Source organism: Virgibacillus senegalensis (assembly GCF_000821245.2).
Classification (GTDB): Bacteria; Bacillota; Bacilli; order Bacillales; family Amphibacillaceae; genus Sediminibacillus; species Sediminibacillus senegalensis.
In genome coordinates, this window is record NZ_LN611425.1 from 148,702 (window position 1) to 165,215 (window position 16,514).

The 16,514-nt window shown below is 43.1% G+C and carries 14 protein-coding genes and 1 pseudogene; 13 read left to right on the top strand and 2 right to left on the bottom strand.

Features of this window, described 5'->3' with window-relative positions; genetic code table 11:
- Positions 1-2: 2 nt before the first annotated feature.
- The gene (gene rnhC / locus BN1067_RS11370) at positions 3-935 is read right to left on the bottom strand and encodes a ribonuclease HIII (protein WP_053218969.1); all 933 of its coding nucleotides are present in this window, start codon (positions 933-935) and stop codon (positions 3-5) included.
- Between the two features lie 270 nt (positions 936-1,205).
- Between rnhC and zapA the strand changes: the two genes are divergently transcribed.
- From zapA to uvrC, 13 genes and pseudogenes are all read left to right on the top strand, one after another.
- On the top strand, positions 1,206-1,481 hold the full coding sequence (gene zapA / locus BN1067_RS11375; protein ID WP_053218970.1) for a cell division protein ZapA: 276 nt from the start codon (positions 1,206-1,208) through the stop codon (positions 1,479-1,481).
- The gene (locus BN1067_RS11380; protein WP_053218971.1) at positions 1,474-2,031 is read left to right on the top strand and encodes a CvpA family protein; all 558 of its coding nucleotides are present in this window, start codon (positions 1,474-1,476) and stop codon (positions 2,029-2,031) included. The genes zapA and BN1067_RS11380 overlap by 8 nt, the downstream gene beginning before the upstream one ends.
- A 198-nt stretch (positions 2,032-2,229) precedes the next feature.
- Complete coding sequence (gene polX, locus BN1067_RS11385; protein ID WP_053218972.1) at positions 2,230-3,951, top strand: DNA polymerase/3'-5' exonuclease PolX; 1,722 nt, start codon at positions 2,230-2,232, stop codon at positions 3,949-3,951.
- A 53-nt stretch (positions 3,952-4,004) separates the two neighbouring features.
- Complete coding sequence (locus tag BN1067_RS11390; RefSeq protein WP_053218973.1) at positions 4,005-6,344, top strand: endonuclease MutS2; 2,340 nt, start codon at positions 4,005-4,007, stop codon at positions 6,342-6,344.
- A gap of 98 nt (positions 6,345-6,442) precedes the next feature.
- Positions 6,443-6,850 carry a DUF350 domain-containing protein gene (locus tag BN1067_RS11395; RefSeq protein WP_053218974.1) on the top strand — a complete coding sequence of 136 codons (408 nt, stop codon included), beginning with the start codon at positions 6,443-6,445 and terminating at the stop codon, positions 6,848-6,850.
- 189 nt (positions 6,851-7,039) lie between these two features.
- Positions 7,040-8,464, top strand: a pseudogene (locus BN1067_RS11400) (AMP-binding protein); the annotation flags it as partial.
- A gap of 20 nt (positions 8,465-8,484) precedes the next feature.
- The gene (locus BN1067_RS11405) at positions 8,485-10,065 is read left to right on the top strand and encodes a long-chain-fatty-acid--CoA ligase (RefSeq protein ID WP_110943463.1); all 1,581 of its coding nucleotides are present in this window, start codon (positions 8,485-8,487) and stop codon (positions 10,063-10,065) included.
- A gap of 158 nt (positions 10,066-10,223) precedes the next feature.
- Positions 10,224-10,808, top strand: a complete 585-nt coding sequence (locus tag BN1067_RS11410; protein ID WP_053218976.1) for a TetR/AcrR family transcriptional regulator — start codon at positions 10,224-10,226, stop codon at positions 10,806-10,808.
- A 30-nt stretch (positions 10,809-10,838) separates the two neighbouring features.
- Entirely contained in the window at positions 10,839-11,612 is a 774-nt protein-coding gene (locus BN1067_RS11415) for an enoyl-CoA hydratase (protein WP_053218977.1), read from the top strand.
- Positions 11,613-11,626: 14 nt separating this feature from the next.
- A complete protein-coding gene (locus BN1067_RS11420) occupies positions 11,627-12,400 on the top strand; it encodes an electron transfer flavoprotein subunit beta/FixA family protein (RefSeq protein ID WP_053218978.1) in 774 nt (257 codons plus the stop codon).
- A gap of 26 nt (positions 12,401-12,426) precedes the next feature.
- Entirely contained in the window at positions 12,427-13,407 is a 981-nt protein-coding gene (locus tag BN1067_RS11425) for an electron transfer flavoprotein subunit alpha/FixB family protein (protein WP_053218979.1), read from the top strand.
- A gap of 265 nt (positions 13,408-13,672) precedes the next feature.
- Positions 13,673-14,038 carry a thioredoxin gene (gene trxA, locus BN1067_RS11430; RefSeq protein WP_324777891.1) on the top strand — a complete coding sequence of 122 codons (366 nt, stop codon included), beginning with the start codon at positions 13,673-13,675 and terminating at the stop codon, positions 14,036-14,038.
- A 124-nt stretch (positions 14,039-14,162) separates the two neighbouring features.
- Positions 14,163-15,956, top strand: coding sequence for an excinuclease ABC subunit UvrC (uvrC, locus tag BN1067_RS11435; RefSeq protein ID WP_053218981.1), 1,794 nt, complete (start codon positions 14,163-14,165; stop codon positions 15,954-15,956).
- Positions 15,957-16,032: 76 nt separating this feature from the next.
- On the opposite strand, the gene BN1067_RS11440 is transcribed toward uvrC, so the two are convergent.
- Positions 16,033-16,473, bottom strand: a complete 441-nt coding sequence (locus BN1067_RS11440) for a YslB family protein (protein ID WP_053218982.1) — start codon at positions 16,471-16,473, stop codon at positions 16,033-16,035.
- Positions 16,474-16,514: the final 41 nt, after the last annotated feature.

The window sequence follows — 16,514 nt, forward strand, 5'->3', positions numbered from 1 at the left end:
ACCTATAAATAGGTTCCTGCTTTTTCCGTATTGGCAAAATGAAGCTTGGCTATTTTATTCAATGCTTGTTTTCCGTGTAGTTTCATAATACGGGCTGCGGTCTGGTCAACTTTTCCTGAAGCGCCTTTGGGTAAGTTTATTCCCATTTTCTCGGATAATTTATTCATCTCTTTGACAAAGCTTGCCCTCGCTATTATCGACCCAGCTGCTACTGCAAGAGAGTAGCTTTCCGCCTTTGTCATAAAGTATACGTTTTCCTGCAGGGAAGACCGTTCTGTCTTTAAATGGTTAATATAGACGCCAGGTTCAGAGAATTGATCAATTAGAATCCCGGCCGGCCGCTCTGGAGCAATTTTGCTGGAAAGCTTCTCAATGGCGTGATGATGCAACATCGTTTTCATCTTCCCCTGGGTCCATCCTTTTTTCTGCAGCTGATTGTATTTCTCATTACGGAGAACAACCAATGAGTAAGGGATTGACTGTGCGACTAGTGCTTTGGCGATCGACTCGATTTTTTCATCGGTGAGATTTTTGGAATCTCTTACGCCAAGCTCCTTCAAAAGAGGCATTTGCTCCGCTGTTACATAAACTGCGGCTACAGTAATCGGTCCGAAATAATCACCGGTTCCGGCTTCATCCGAACCGATATGGGAACTGGTAAACAATTCACTGGACGGCGAGTAAGCGTGTTTTTTTTGGTCTTTTCGTTTGAGGTTGGATTGGCTTATCTGCCGTTTATCACCCCATTGACCAGCTTCTTTGTCCGGGGCCTTTCCTTGAAACAAAACTTTCCCTGAACGATAAGCGGTAATCGTACAATTAGGGGTCTTTGCAGCAAAGACGGAACCTGTAGGGGCCGATTTTAAGTAATCCTGATAATAGACTTTCATTTTTTCCATCGTCTTGTTGTCCATCTTTAATACGAGCTGCGGCAAATCTATCTCCCCATTTCAAGTAAGATATGTAAATTATAACAGTTTCCTGTAAGAAGGAATAATCCCATACACAATAGTTTCCTAAATGACAATCTTCGTGTTAATATTAACTTTAGGATTTTATCATAACCAGGAGTCATCCGTAAAACGACTCTTTAAAAAAATGTAATGAAATCGAACGGTAAGCAGCTGAAGGGCTGATGAATACAATATGAAAAGCGATGAACGCTGTTTGATCATATGCAGTTAGGAGAACAAGGGGGGAAAAGCGTGTCCCAATCTGACAAAACACGTACTACAGTTGAAATCCACAATCGTTCCTATACTATTGTAGGAGATGAGCCTGCTCATCATGTCAGGATGGTGGCTAGCCTTGTCGATCAGCAAATGAGAGAGATCCAGGAGGCTAACCGAAGTTTGGATACGACCAGGCTGGCAGTGTTGACAGCTGTCAATACGATGAATGATTATTTGAAATTGAAAGAAGAGTACACAGAACTATTAGGTTCAATTAAACAGAAAAAGGAACAAGATAACAATGATTGATTTAATTTTGATTGTCATTCTCGTTTTAGGTTTTTTAACAGGCCTTAAACGAGGATTTATTCTGCAATTATTCCACTTGATCGGTTTTATTGCGGCGTTTATTATTGCAGTTGCTTACTATGATGATTTGGCGCCGAAACTGGAGCTTTGGATTCCTTATCCGGATTTACCGGATGATGCTTCTTGGGGAGTCTTCCTTGATTCATTACCTTTGGAAACGGCTTTCTATAACGCTATAGCGTTTGCCATTATCTTTTTTGCGGTGCGGATTGCGCTGCAAATCATTGCATCCATGCTGGATTTTGTTGCTGCCTTGCCGATTCTGAATTCCATCAACGGGTTACTGGGCGGAATTCTCGGATTTGTAGAGGTATACTTGTTGGTTTTCCTGCTTTTGTATATCGGGGCCTTACTTCCGGTTCAATTCGTTCAGACAATATTAGAGCGATCGATGATCGCCTCCTTTATGATCGAACATACCCCCTTTATTTCAAGCCAAATAAAAGCGTTATGGTTCGAGCATGTAGCTGGATTATTTCAGGCTAAATAACAAAGCCGGGTTACCTCACCGGCTGAAGAGGCTGTTCCACTGGCAGATTTCTCCTACCGCTGCACTCCATTGCTGAATGAGGCTAATCATGGTGCATGCTACAGGTAGAGGAAACAGCAAACTGTCGAAGGAGTAGTCTCTTTTTACTCGCTGAAACTGGTTTTTTCCTGAAAGCATAATAGAAGGATGGTGCCAAAGATGGAAGTCAATAAAAAAGACGTTATTAAGTTATTGGAAAAAATAGCAGTATATTTAGAACTGAAAGGGGAGAACCCATTCAAAATATCTGCTTATCGAAAAGCGGCCCAAGCATTGGAAACAGATGATCGGTCGTTAAGTGAAATGGATGATTTTACGAAAATAAACGGAATCGGGAAAGGTACCGCTACTGTTATCGACTCTTTTATCGCCAATGGAGAGTCAGATACGCTGAGGCAGCTGCAGGAAGAAGTGCCTGAAGGCCTGGTCCCGCTTTTAAATTTGCCGGGTTTGGGAGGGAAAAAGCTGGCAAAGCTGTACCAGGAATTGGGGGTAGTGGATGCAGCCAGTTTAAAGGAGGCGTGCGAAAACGGCAAGGTCGAATCGCTAAGCGGTTTCGGCAAGAAATCCGCTGAAAAAATAGTGAAAGCACTCGATGAGGCTTCTAACAGGCCGGAACGGCTTCCAATTGCCTTTATGCTGCCAATTGCAGAAAGAATCGAAAAATACTTACAAGGCATAGAACCCATTCTTCGTTATTCAAGGGCTGGCAGTATCCGACGTATGAGCGAAACGATCAAAGACTTGGACTTTATCATTGCAGCAGAATATCCGGATAAGGTCCGGGATGCTTTATTGAAATTAGATAATATCAAAGAAGAAATCGCGACTGGAGATACAAAAGTTTCGGTTGTCCTCGATGAAGGATATGATGTGAGTGTCGATTTCCGTATTGTAGCTCCTAAAGAGTTTGCAACCACCCTCCATCATTTTACAGGCTCTAAGGATCACAATGTTGCGATGCGGCAACTGGCCAAATCAAAAGGGGAAAAAATCAACGAGTATGGCATCGAAGAAGTGGAATCCGGGAAGATTAAGACATTTGAATCAGAACAGCAGTTTTTCGAGCATTTCGGACTTCAGTATATCCCGCCTGAGGTTAGAGAAAATCTTGGAGAATTGGATGCTTTCCGCACTACGGTCCGGCTGATTGAACCCACTGATATTCGTGGCGATCTGCATATGCATACGACTTGGAGTGATGGAGCTCAATCAATTGAGGAGATGGTGGATAAGGCCAGGGAACGGGGTTATGAATATATTGCCATCACCGATCATTCCAAATATTTGAGGGTGGCTAATGGGTTAAACGAAGAACGTCTGAAAAAGCAGGCGGAAGAAATCGCGCGGTTGAATGCTAAATATGCCGACATTCATATTTTTGCCGGAGTGGAAATGGATATTTTGCCGGATGGCAGTCTGGACTTCACAGATGATTTTCTGAAGGAGATGGACTATGTTATCGGTGCGATTCACTCCAGTTTTACACAATCACAGGACAAAATCATGAAACGGCTGCTGGCAGCAGTCGAAAATCCTTATGTCAATGTCATCGCACACCCGACTGGAAGGCTGATCGGGCGTCGGAAAGGGTATGCTGCAGATGTTGATATGCTTATTGAAAAAGCAAAGGAAACCGGTACCGTCCTGGAGTTGAATGCCAATCCGAACCGTCTGGATTTGTCTTGGAAATGGCTGCAGAAGGCCCAGGAAAAAGGGGTTAGGATAGCAATCAACACAGATGCTCACAGCTACCATACCTTGGAGTTTATGGATATTGGAGTGGGTACGGCAAGGAAGGGCTGGCTGAAGCCGGAATCAGTCATTAATACTTGGACGAAAGACGAGTTGTCGGCTTTGTTTAACCGAAACAAGTCTTGATATAGAGGAAAGAGTCTGATAGGGCCTTTCGATTAAAAAGGAGTTTTATATTCATGAACGAAAGAATTTACCAGGTACTTGAATATAAGAAAATTATAGACATGCTCACTGATCAGGCGGCCTCCTCATTAGGAAAAGAACGGGCGGCAGCTTTAAAGCCGTCCCGGGAACTGGAGGAGGTCAATCGGCTTCAAGCTGAGACAGATGAAGCAGCACAAGTACTAAGATTAAAAGGATATGTTCCGCTGGGCGGTATTTTTGATATCAAGCCCAGTATCCAACGGACCATTATTGGCGGTGTTTTGAATCCAGGTGAATGTCTTGATATTGCCAGCACGATTTACGGCGGCAAGCAATTAAAGTTGTTTATTTCCGAGATGGAAGAACCGGATTTGTCGATTATCCGGGATTTGACGGAACAGATTGTTCCCTTGAATGAGTTGGAGCGGCAAATCAAGAGCTGTATTGATGATCATGGACATGTGATGGACGGAGCTTCTGATAAATTGCGGACAATCCGTTCCAAAATTCGTACGAACGAAAGCCGTGTCCGAGACCGTTTGGAAAATTACACGAGGACCAAATCAAAAATGCTTTCCGATGCTATTGTCACGATACGGAACGATCGCTATGTACTGCCGGTCAAACAGGAGTACCGCGGTGCAATCGGCGGAATTGTCCATGACCAGTCATCCTCAGGGGCTACGCTGTTTATCGAACCACAGGCGGTTGTTGATCTCAATAACCAATTATCGGAGGCCAAAGTAGAAGAAAAAAATGAAATAGACCGTATCTTGCGGGATTTATCGGGTCGGATTGCAGAGGATCAGGAATACTTGTATCAGAATGTTGAAGTACTCGGCAAGATAGACTTCATGTTTGCAAGAGCAAAACTCGGAAAAGATATGCGAGCTGCTATGCCAACCATGAATGACAGAGGGATCATCAAGATGAAGCAGGCAAGACATCCCTTGATTCCCGAAGATGAGGTGGTAGCAAACGATGTGGAACTGGGAGAAACGTACACTTCCATCGTCATTACAGGACCAAATACAGGTGGTAAAACCGTTACCTTGAAAATGATCGGTCTTTGCACCTTGATGGCCCAGTCGGGACTGCAGGTACCGGCAATGGATGGCTGCGAATTAGCTGTGTTTTCCAATGTATTCGCAGATATCGGTGATGAACAATCTATTGAGCAAAGCCTTAGTACCTTTTCTTCCCATATGACCAATATTGTCGAAATATTAAAGTATGTGGATCATCAAACACTTGTGTTGTTCGATGAATTGGGCGCAGGCACGGATCCTCAGGAAGGTGCTGCGCTGGCGATGGCGATTCTCGATGAAGTGATCAGAAAGGATGCACGCATCATCGCGACAACCCATTATCCGGAACTGAAAGCCTATGGATTTAACCGGGAAAGAGTCATTAACGCTTCAGTAGAATTTGATGTTCAAACCCTTAAGCCGACCTATCGTTTGCTTATTGGTGTACCTGGCCGAAGCAATGCCTTTGAGATTTCCCGCAGGCTGGGATTGGATGAAGCGATTATCGATATTGCCAAAAACCATATCGGTACGGATTCTAAAAGTGTTGAAAACATGATTGCTTCTTTAGAGGAATCCAGGCGTGGTGCAGAAAAGGATTATGAAACTGCCAGCAAAACCCTGGACGAGGCGGAGCAATTAAAACGAGATCTGGAAAGACAATGGCGGGAGCTGGAAGAAAAGCAGGAAGCGGTATATAGAAAAGCAGAGGAAAAAGCGGAAAAAGCAGTTCAAAAAGCACGGGAAGAAGCGGAAGCGATTGTTTCCGAGCTTCGTTCAATGAAGCAAAGCGGTTTGAAAGAACATGAATGGATAGAAGCGAGGAAAATGCTCGATGAGGCACAGCCCGCGCTTTCCAAAAAACAACCAAATGTTCCAAAAGAGAATAAACAGACAAACCAGGAGTTACACCCGGGTGATGAAGTCAAGTTACTAACGCTCAATCAACAAGGAACCATATTGGAAAAAGTGAATGAGAAGGAATTTCTTGTTCAAGTTGGTATAATGAAAATGAAAGCAAAACGAAAAGACTTGCAATTTGTAAAACGGGAACAACCGCTGGTCGAAAAACCGATGGCAACGGTAAAAGGTTCCAGTTATCATGTGAAAACAGAACTCGACCTCCGAGGTGAACGCTATGAAGATGCCCTTCAGGAATTGGAAAAGTATGTAGATGATGCCTTGTTGGCCGGTTATCCACGGGTTTCGATCATCCATGGTAAAGGAACCGGTGCACTTAGAAACGGTGTACAGGAATTTGCTAAAAGACACCCTCGCATCAAAAGCTACCGAGCGGGCGGCATGAATGAAGGAGGTAGCGGCGTCACTGTTTTGGAATTTTAAGAATCAAGGAGTAGTCCCGGGAACATTGGAAGCATCCCGGGGCAAATTGCTTGTAACTTGGCTGCAGCTTTAAAGCAAATATAAAGGGAGTTGTAACAATGACCGGCTTTTGGGAGAATACACTTGTCGAAACAGCAGCAAGATATAGTGTTTCTATTTTATGTCTGATTTTGTTTCTCGCTGTCTTCGAAATAGTCACTTCTTATAAAAATTGGGAAGAAATTAGAAACGGCAACATGTCTGTTGCAATGGCTACCGGGGGGAAAATATTCGGTATTGCTAATATTTTCAGATATTCCATCGAACATAACGACACCCTTCTTCAGAGCATCGGATGGGGTATATTCGGTTTCTTTTTATTGTTAATTGGATATTTTGTTTTTGAATTTTTGACACCTACATACAAAATCGATGATGAAATAGCAAGTGATAATCGTGCCGTCGGCTTCGTTTCAATGGTTATCTCAGTAGGACTATCCTTTGTCATCGGGGCAAGTATCGGGTAAAGAGGAGAGTAAAAGGATGGAAACATTGGCAAAAGTCCTGGCGGTGATTGCTGTATTATTCGTCATCGTCGGAATCATTTATATGATAAATGTAGCATGAAGGAAGCAGGAATTGTTGTAAAATAAAAACATTTCAAAAAGCCGTGGAAAAAGTTATAATAGAATTAATAAGTTAAAGGAGGTAGTTGGATGGATAGTGGAAAACCATGGCTTGAACAGTATCCTATTGATATTCCAACGAGCATTCCCTACGACGAGAAACCTCTTCATGAATATCTGAAGGAAAGTGCTTTAAATAATCCAGAAATGAAAGCGCTTTACTTTATGGGCAGGGAAATGACCTACGAAGAAATCTATGAACAAGCAGTAAAAGTGGCGGCAAGCCTTCAATCGCTTGGTGTCAATAAAGGGGATCGTGTGGCGGTCATGTTACCGAATACTCCTCAGGCTGTCATCGGTTATTATGCGATTTTAATGGCTGGAGGAATTGTCGTTCAAACCAATCCGCTGTACCAGGAACGCGAATTGGAGTACCAGCTCCAGGATTCTGGAGCAAAAGTGATCATCTGCCTGGACATTTTACTTCCACGAGTTTCCAGTGTGAAGAAAAATACTTCATTGGAACATATTATCGTGACGCAAATTAAAGAATACCTGCCTTTTCCTAAGAATTTAATCTATCCATTTATTCAAAAAAAGCAATACAATATGGTTGTCAAACTAGAAGCCTCTTCTGATACACACCTCTGGAACCGAATCATTTCGGACACCCCAAAAGAGTTAAAGGATTGGGATATAGACCCTACAAATGACCTGGCATTATTGCAATACACAGGTGGAACAACAGGTTATCCGAAAGGTGTCATGCTTACTCATTACAACCTTGTTTCCAATGGGTTGATGTCTCAAGCGTGGCTCGGGAACAAACGAAAACGGGATATCGTTATGGGCGTGCTTCCGTTTTTCCATGTTTATGGAATGACAACGGTTATGAACTATGCGGTGATGACCAGTTCCAAAATGATACTTATGCCTAAATTCGATCCGGAAGAAGTCTTAAAAACAATCGAAAAACAAAAACCAACCGTATTTCCCGGTGCACCGACCATTTATATTGCCTTGTTAAATCATCCGAAGTTAAAGCAATACGATTTATCTTCCATTGATGCATGTTTAAGTGGATCCGCACCCCTCCCTTCAGAAGTACAGGAGCAATTTCAAAAGGTGACAAACGGAAATCTAGTGGAAGGCTATGGATTGACCGAATCATCACCTGTTACGCATTCCAATTTCCTCCATGGGAACAGCATTAACGGCAGTATCGGGGTTCCTTGGCCCGACACGGACGCTAAAATCATCGATATGGAAACCATGGAGGAATTACCGTTCGGAGATGTTGGCGAAATAGCGGTCAAAGGACCTCAAGTGATGAAGGGGTATTGGAACAGAGAAGAAGAAACGGAACAGGTGTTGAGAGATGGATGGCTTCTGACGGGGGATATCGGCTATATGGACGAACGTGGGTACTTTTACGTTGTCGATCGCAAAAAAGATATGATTATAGCAGGCGGATATAACATTTATCCTAGAGAAGTTGAGGAAGTTCTCTATGAATTCCCTGGCGTNATCCAGAAATGAAAGCGCTTTACTTTATGGGCAGGGAAATGACCTACGAAGAAATCTATGAACAAGCAGTAAAAGTGGCGGCAAGCCTTCAATCGCTTGGTGTCAATAAAGGGGATCGTGTGGCGGTCATGTTACCGAATACTCCTCAGGCTGTCATCGGTTATTATGCGATTTTAATGGCTGGAGGAATTGTCGTTCAAACCAATCCGCTGTACCAGGAACGCGAATTGGAGTACCAGCTCCAGGATTCTGGAGCAAAAGTGATCATCTGCCTGGACATTTTACTTCCACGAGTTTCCAGTGTGAAGAAAAATACTTCATTGGAACATATTATCGTGACGCAAATTAAAGAATACCTGCCTTTTCCTAAGAATTTAATCTATCCATTTATTCAAAAAAAGCAATACAATATGGTTGTCAAACTAGAAGCCTCTTCTGATACACACCTCTGGAACCGAATCATTTCGGACACCCCAAAAGAGTTAAAGGATTGGGATATAGACCCTACAAATGACCTGGCATTATTGCAATACACAGGTGGAACAACAGGTTATCCGAAAGGTGTCATGCTTACTCATTACAACCTTGTTTCCAATGGGTTGATGTCTCAAGCGTGGCTCGGGAACAAACGAAAACGGGATATCGTTATGGGCGTGCTTCCGTTTTTCCATGTTTATGGAATGACAACGGTTATGAACTATGCGGTGATGACCAGTTCCAAAATGATACTTATGCCTAAATTCGATCCGGAAGAAGTCTTAAAAACAATCGAAAAACAAAAACCAACCGTATTTCCCGGTGCACCGACCATTTATATTGCCTTGTTAAATCATCCGAAGTTAAAGCAATACGATTTATCTTCCATTGATGCATGTTTAAGTGGATCCGCACCCCTCCCTTCAGAAGTACAGGAGCAATTTCAAAAGGTGACAAACGGAAATCTAGTGGAAGGCTATGGATTGACCGAATCATCACCTGTTACGCATTCCAATTTCCTCCATGGGAACAGCATTAACGGCAGTATCGGGGTTCCTTGGCCCGACACGGACGCTAAAATCATCGATATGGAAACCATGGAGGAATTACCGTTCGGAGATGTTGGCGAAATAGCGGTCAAAGGACCTCAAGTGATGAAGGGGTATTGGAACAGAGAAGAAGAAACGGAACAGGTGTTGAGAGATGGATGGCTTCTGACGGGGGATATCGGCTATATGGACGAACGTGGGTACTTTTACGTTGTCGATCGCAAAAAAGATATGATTATAGCAGGCGGATATAACATTTATCCTAGAGAAGTTGAGGAAGTTCTCTATGAATTCCCTGGCGTCCAAGAAGTGGTCATTGCAGGAATACCAGATGAATACCGGGGGGAAACAGTAAAGGCCTATATCGTTCCGAGACAAGGTGTAGAGCTGGAGGAAAAGGAATTAGATCAATTTTGCCGTAAACGGCTTGCTGCCTACAAAGTTCCGCGTATTTATGAATTCAGGGAGGAACTTCCGAAAACAGCAGTAGGCAAGATTCTTCGACGTAAACTGGTCGAGGAAGATACGAAGAAGCAAGTAATAGAAACCACAAAAACGGTGTGATTTTTTTGCTTGGTTGTATGCGAGTTGCAGACTTGGCGAAAGCCAGGTTGTTTTTCAAGTGGACAAGCTTTCTTTGGTTGACAGACAAGGTCGGCACTTGTAAAATATAAATGAATGATTATTCATTCAGATTTAAATGCCGCAAGGAGAATGTGACGATGAAAAACACCAAACCAAAGTTCAATCAGATTATTGACGCAGCAGTAGAAGTCATTGCAGAGAATGGATATCATTCTTCACAAGTATCAAAAATCGCCAAGAAAGCGGGAGTGGCAGACGGTACCATCTACTTATATTTCAAAAATAAAGAAGATATCCTTGTCTCCTTGTTTCAGGAAAAGATGGGGCAATTCATTGAAAGAATTGAACTGGAAATTGCCGGGAAGAAAAATGCGAAAGAGAAATTGCTGGAGTTGATCCGGCTCCACTTCAGTCAGCTCGGCGCTAATCTTCCGTTAGCCATTGTTACCCAGCTGGAATTGCGCCAGTCAAATCCGGAATTACGGAAGAAAATTAATGAAGTGTTGAAGCGTTATTTAACTGTCATTGACAGTATTATTGAAGAAGGTGTAGAAGAGAAACTGTTCCATGCAGCGTTGAATAAAAAGCTGGTCAGACAGATGATATTCGGAACCATTGATGAGACGGTTACGAACTGGGTGATGAAAGAGCATAAATATCGATTGGTCGACCAGGCTGAAGAAGTGCACCATTTGCTCGTGAACGGGATCTCCAATAGATAGCCCTTTATGGGTGGCGAGGGAGGAAAAAGAATGAGCAGTATTTATTATCAGAAGTCGGGGAAGGTGGCCAATCTGACGATTAGCAGTCCACCTGCCAATGCTTTATCTCGTGCCATTTTGGAAGAGCTGGAAGCATTATTGGAGGAAATAGAACAAGATCAGGATGTAAAAGCAATTATTATAAAAGGAGAAGGGAAATTTTTCTCGGCTGGTGCCGATATAAAAGAGTTCACTTCTCTTCAGCAAGCAGAGGATTATACGGCACTTGCCAAGCAAGGGCAGAAACTGTTCCATCGAATCGAGAGTTTTAAAATTCCTGTTATTGCCGCTATCCATGGAGCTGCACTAGGCGGAGGACTTGAATTGGCAATGGCCTGCCATATCCGCCTTGTCAGTGACCATGCAAAGCTTGGCCTTCCGGAATTGTCGCTGGGGATTATACCGGGGTTTGCTGGAACCCAGCGTCTCCCGGCCTTTATAGGACCAGCAAAAGCTTATGAAATGATTCTCACCGGCGAGCCAATCAGCGGAACGAAAGCTGCCGAACTCGGACTTGCCAACCATAGCTATCCAGAAGAAGTGTTATTTGAAAAGGCGGATGAACTAGCCGCTAAAGTGGCAGCTAAAAGCGGTCCAACGATCTACCGTGTGATGAAACTTATTCCATACACACGGAGCAGCCGCTTCCAGGAGGGCATGGACATGGAAGCCAATGCATTCGGGAAGATATTCGGAAATGCAGACGCAAAGGAAGGTATCGCCGCTTTTATCGAAAAGAGAAAGCCGAACTTTCAAGATAAATAGAAAGGATGGATATGATGAATATTTATGTGCTGTTAAAAAGAACATTTGATACAGAGGAAAAAATCAATATTGACAATGGCCGAATCGAGGAAGACGGGGCGGAATTCATTATCAACCCTTATGATGAATATGCAGTAGAGGAAGCGATTAACCAACGTGAGCAGCATGGCGGTGAAGTAACCGTTATCACAGTTGGAGAAGAGGATGCCGAAAAACAATTAAGAACGGCACTTGCTATGGGAGCAGACAAAGCGGTTTTGATTAATACCGAAGATGATTTGGAGGCAGGAGATCAATATACGACGGCAAGGATATTGGAAGCCTTCTTTGAAGACAAAGAGCCTGATTTAATTCTTGCAGGGAACGTCGCCATTGATGAGGCGAGTGGCCAAGTAGGACCTAGACTCGCAGAAAGACTGGGGGTCTCGTATGTAACGACGATTACAAAATTAGAGATTGAAGGCGAAAGCGTTCACATTGAGCGGGATGTTGAAGGGGATGTAGAAATAGTTGATACCGGATTGCCGCTCCTTGTAACTTGTCAACAGGGCTTGAATGAACCACGTTATCCTTCCCTTCCAGGTATCATGAAAGCGAAGAAGAAGCCGTTGGAAGAACTGGAATTAGATGACTTGGACTTAGACGAAGACGATGTCGAACCGAAAACGAAAACCATAGAAGTATTCCTGCCTCCGGAAAAGACAGCTGGAAGAATATTAGACGGGGAAGTAAATGAACAGGTTAAAGAATTAGTGTCATTGCTTAGAACGGAAGCAAAAGTATTATAATTGAACAGAGAGAAAGGAGTTTGGACATGAGCAGAAAAGTACTGGTGATAGGTGAAACACGTGACGGTGTCTTAAGAAATGTAACCTTTGAAGCAATAGCTGCTGCAAAAAGAATAAGCGACGGGGGTGAAATAGTCGGTCTTATATGTACCGGATCGGCGGACACCCAGCTAGCAGAAGAAATGATCCATTACGGTGCGGACCGTTCTATTCTTGCAGAAAACCCAAAATTGGAAACGTATACATCGGAAGGGTTTGCCCAGGCGGCCGGACAGGTTATTGAACAGGAAAAACCAGATGCGATTGTGATGGGGCATACGGCTATTGGCAAAGACTTGACTCCAAAGCTTGCTGCCCGTTATGAAACAGGATTGATTTCGGATGTGACAGAGTTGGAGGAAAGTACTGACAACGTCGTCTTTACAAGGCCAATTTACTCTGGGAAAGCTTTTGAAAAGAAAATTATTACCGACGGGCTATTATTTATTACCATCCGGCCGAATAACATTCCTTCCCTGGAAAAGGATTCTTCCCGCTCCGGAGATGTAAGTGTGACCGAAGTTGAGGTTGCGGACTTGCGAACCGTGATTACCGATGTGATCAAGAAAACGGCAGACGGAGTAGATTTATCAGAAGCAAAAGTCATTGTCGCTGGTGGCAGAGGTGTGAAAAGCAAAGAAGGCTTCGATCCTTTATACGACTTGGCCGAAGTACTGGGAGGTGCTGTCGGCGCCTCAAGAGGTGCTTGCGATGCAGACTATTGCGATTACTCCCTGCAAATTGGCCAGACAGGAAAAGTGGTGACCCCGGATCTGTATATTGCTTGTGGTATCTCCGGAGCTATTCAGCATTTGGCCGGTATGTCCAACTCTAAAGTGATCGTTGCAATCAACAAAGATCCAGAAGCAAACATCTTCAATATTGCTGATTATGGGATCGTAGGAGATTTGTTTGAAATCATTCCACAACTAATAGAAGAAATCAAACAAGTAAAGGTGAATGCCTAATATAAAATGGCGGCAGCGGGGCTGAGTGAATGCTCCTGCTGCCGCTTTTTTACGCACCTCCCTTCAACCGATTAAATAGGATAAAACAGAAGCTTGGAAAAAGGAAGAAAGGAATGGAACAAGCAGGTAAGGGAAATGCTACAGGTAAGCAAACTATTAGCCTAAATGGAATGAATGATGCTATACTCTAAAGCAAATGCATGTTTAACCTGATAAAAATGTCTGTTATACTATTGGAAACCTATCCACTTTCGGATAATAATGAATGATACTTCCATCTGAAGATGGGAAAAGGAAATACGAGGAGGAAATAGAAATGGCGATTGTAACTGCAACCGATCAAAGCTTTTCAACTGAAACAGGGGACGGTGTTGTCTTGGCTGATTTTTGGGCACCTTGGTGTGGACCATGTAAAATGATTGCTCCAGTCTTAGAAGAAATTGACGATGAAATGAGCGATAAAGTAAAAATCGTCAAACTGGACGTCGACGAAAACCAGGAAACCGCCGGGAAATTCGGAGTTATGAGTATTCCAACTCTTCTTTTGTTTAAAGACGGGGAAGTAGTAGACCAAGTAATCGGCTTCCAACCGAAAGAAGCGTTGGTAGATTTAATCAATAAGCACTCGTAAACAGTGCTGCCAACTCCAGTTGTGCTGGATATATGTGAACAGTCCCTTGTTGCCATGGTAGTGACAAGGGATTGTTTTATGTTCTCAGCATAAACTCAATATTGCATGTGGGGGAAGGTAATACATGAATGATCGAATAAAAGAGAAGCTTGCAGTGCTCCCGGCACAACCAGGCTGTTATCTGATGAAAGATAAACAAGGCACAGTGATTTATGTGGGAAAATCGAAAACGTTGAAAAACCGGGTACGTTCTTATTTTACCGGTGCAAACGATCAGAAAACCCAAAGACTCGTGCAGGAGATTGTCGAGTTTGAATATATTGTTACCTCTTCTGAAATAGAAGCTCTTATACTCGAAATGAATTTAATTAAAAAGTATGATCCTAAATATAACGTTTTATTGAAAGATGATAAAACTTATCCTTATTTAAAAATTACTGCGGAGGAACATCCGCGACTAATCGTGACGAGAAAAGTAAAGAGAGATAAGGGGAAATACTTTGGTCCTTATCCCAATGTTATTGCGGCCAGAGAAACAAAAAAGCTTCTGGACAGGCTGTATCCTCTTCGGAAGTGTGACAAGATGCCGGACAGGGTTTGTTTGTACTATCATATGAACCAGTGCCTCGGTCCTTGTCAGTATCCTGTATCCCAGGAAACGAACAAGCAAATCGTACAAAGTATCAGTTCTTTTCTAGGTGGAGGGCATAAGGAAATAAAAAATGATCTGAAGTCGAAGATGTATAAAGCATCTGAAGAGCTGGACTTTGAGCGGGCTAAAGAGCTTCGCGATCAGATTCAGCATATTGACGCAGTAATGGAACAACAAAAAATGACGTTAAAAGATACCGTGGACAGGGATATCTTCGGATACTCCTATAACAAAGGCTGGATGTGTGTACAAGTGTTCTTTGTCAGACAGGGAAAGCTTATCGAACGGGATGTATCCATTTTTCCATTTTTTGATGACCCGGCTGATACCTTTTTAAGCTTTATCGGAAGGTTTTACCTTCATCAAAACCATCCAAAACCAAAACAGGTATTGGTTCCTGCACCGACGGACAAAGACCTGTTGAAAGAATTGCTGGAAATAGACGTTACGGTTCCATACAGAGGACGGAAAAAAGAATTGGTAGAGCTTGCAGAAAAAAATGCTGAAATCGCTCTGGAAGAAAAATTCTCTATTATTGAAAAAGACGAGGAAAGAACGATCCATGCCGTTGAAAATTTAGGAGAAAAGCTTCATATTGAAACCCCTCATCGAATCGAAGCCTTTGATAATTCGAATATACAGGGAACCGATCCTGTATCGGCGATGATTGTGTTTATTGATGGAAAACCGGACAAGAAACAGTACCGGAAGTACAAAATTCGCAGTGTTGAAGGACCTGATGATTATGAGACAATGCGCGAAGTAGTAAGACGGCGTTATTCAAGAGTATTAAAAGAAGGGCTTCCGCTTCCTGATTTGATTGTCATCGATGGAGGAAAAGGGCAAATGAAAGCTGCTTCCGATGTTTTGGAAAACGAGCTTGGACTCGATATCCCTCTTTGCGGACTTGCTAAGGATGATAAACACCGAACGAGCGAACTGCTTTATGGAACGCCTCCTACTATCGTGGATCTGGACAGGAACTCGAAGGAGTTTTATCTGATTCAGCGCATACAGGATGAGGTTCACCGTTTTGCGATCACTTTCCACCGCCAGCTCCGTGGTAAAAGTGTGTTTAAGTCGGAACTCGATAACATCCCCGGTGTAGGGGAAAAAAGACGTCGTTTGTTGTTGAGACACTTCAAATCGATTACAGAAATAAAAAATGCGAGCCAGGATGAACTAATGAAATTAGGTCTTCCTGCTCCGGTTGCAACAGAAATCCTTGAGCACTTGAATGAAGAGAAAAAGGACTTGGATGAATAAGCGAACCGGATCGGCTTTCTCCCACTGGGATTGCACGCCGATCCGGTTCTTTATCATGTATCGTTACTTCAGGAGATTATTTTGTGTAGACGATGTTGAATTGTACACTACTGTTTTTAGACTTTGCTTCTTCCAGTCCCTCGCAAGGAACGCCTTTTATTTGTTGCATAGCCTCTGCAAGAAAACCCGCTTCCAACCGGTATTCTACTTGTGGAAGATTTGCCTGGTGGCGGAGCTGGACATGTTCAGCCGTCAACTCCCAAATCATTTCTCTGCGCTTTTCCTTTATTAATTGCAGATGTCCCCAACCTAGTTTATCAAAAAAATCAATCACTTCTTCCACACTGCTTAATTGCATTTTGCGTGCAAGATTTTTACCCATAATATAAAGAATCGGCGAAGCCTCTTTACCGAGTAAGTCCGGCAGGCAAATGTAACGGAGTATGTCATATCCGGCTCCGGATGTATGTAAACCATCAATGGTAGTACGGTCGATTATCTGTCTATTTTTCCCCATGTCATTCATTCCTTTCCTACCAAACTATTATTACCCGATTT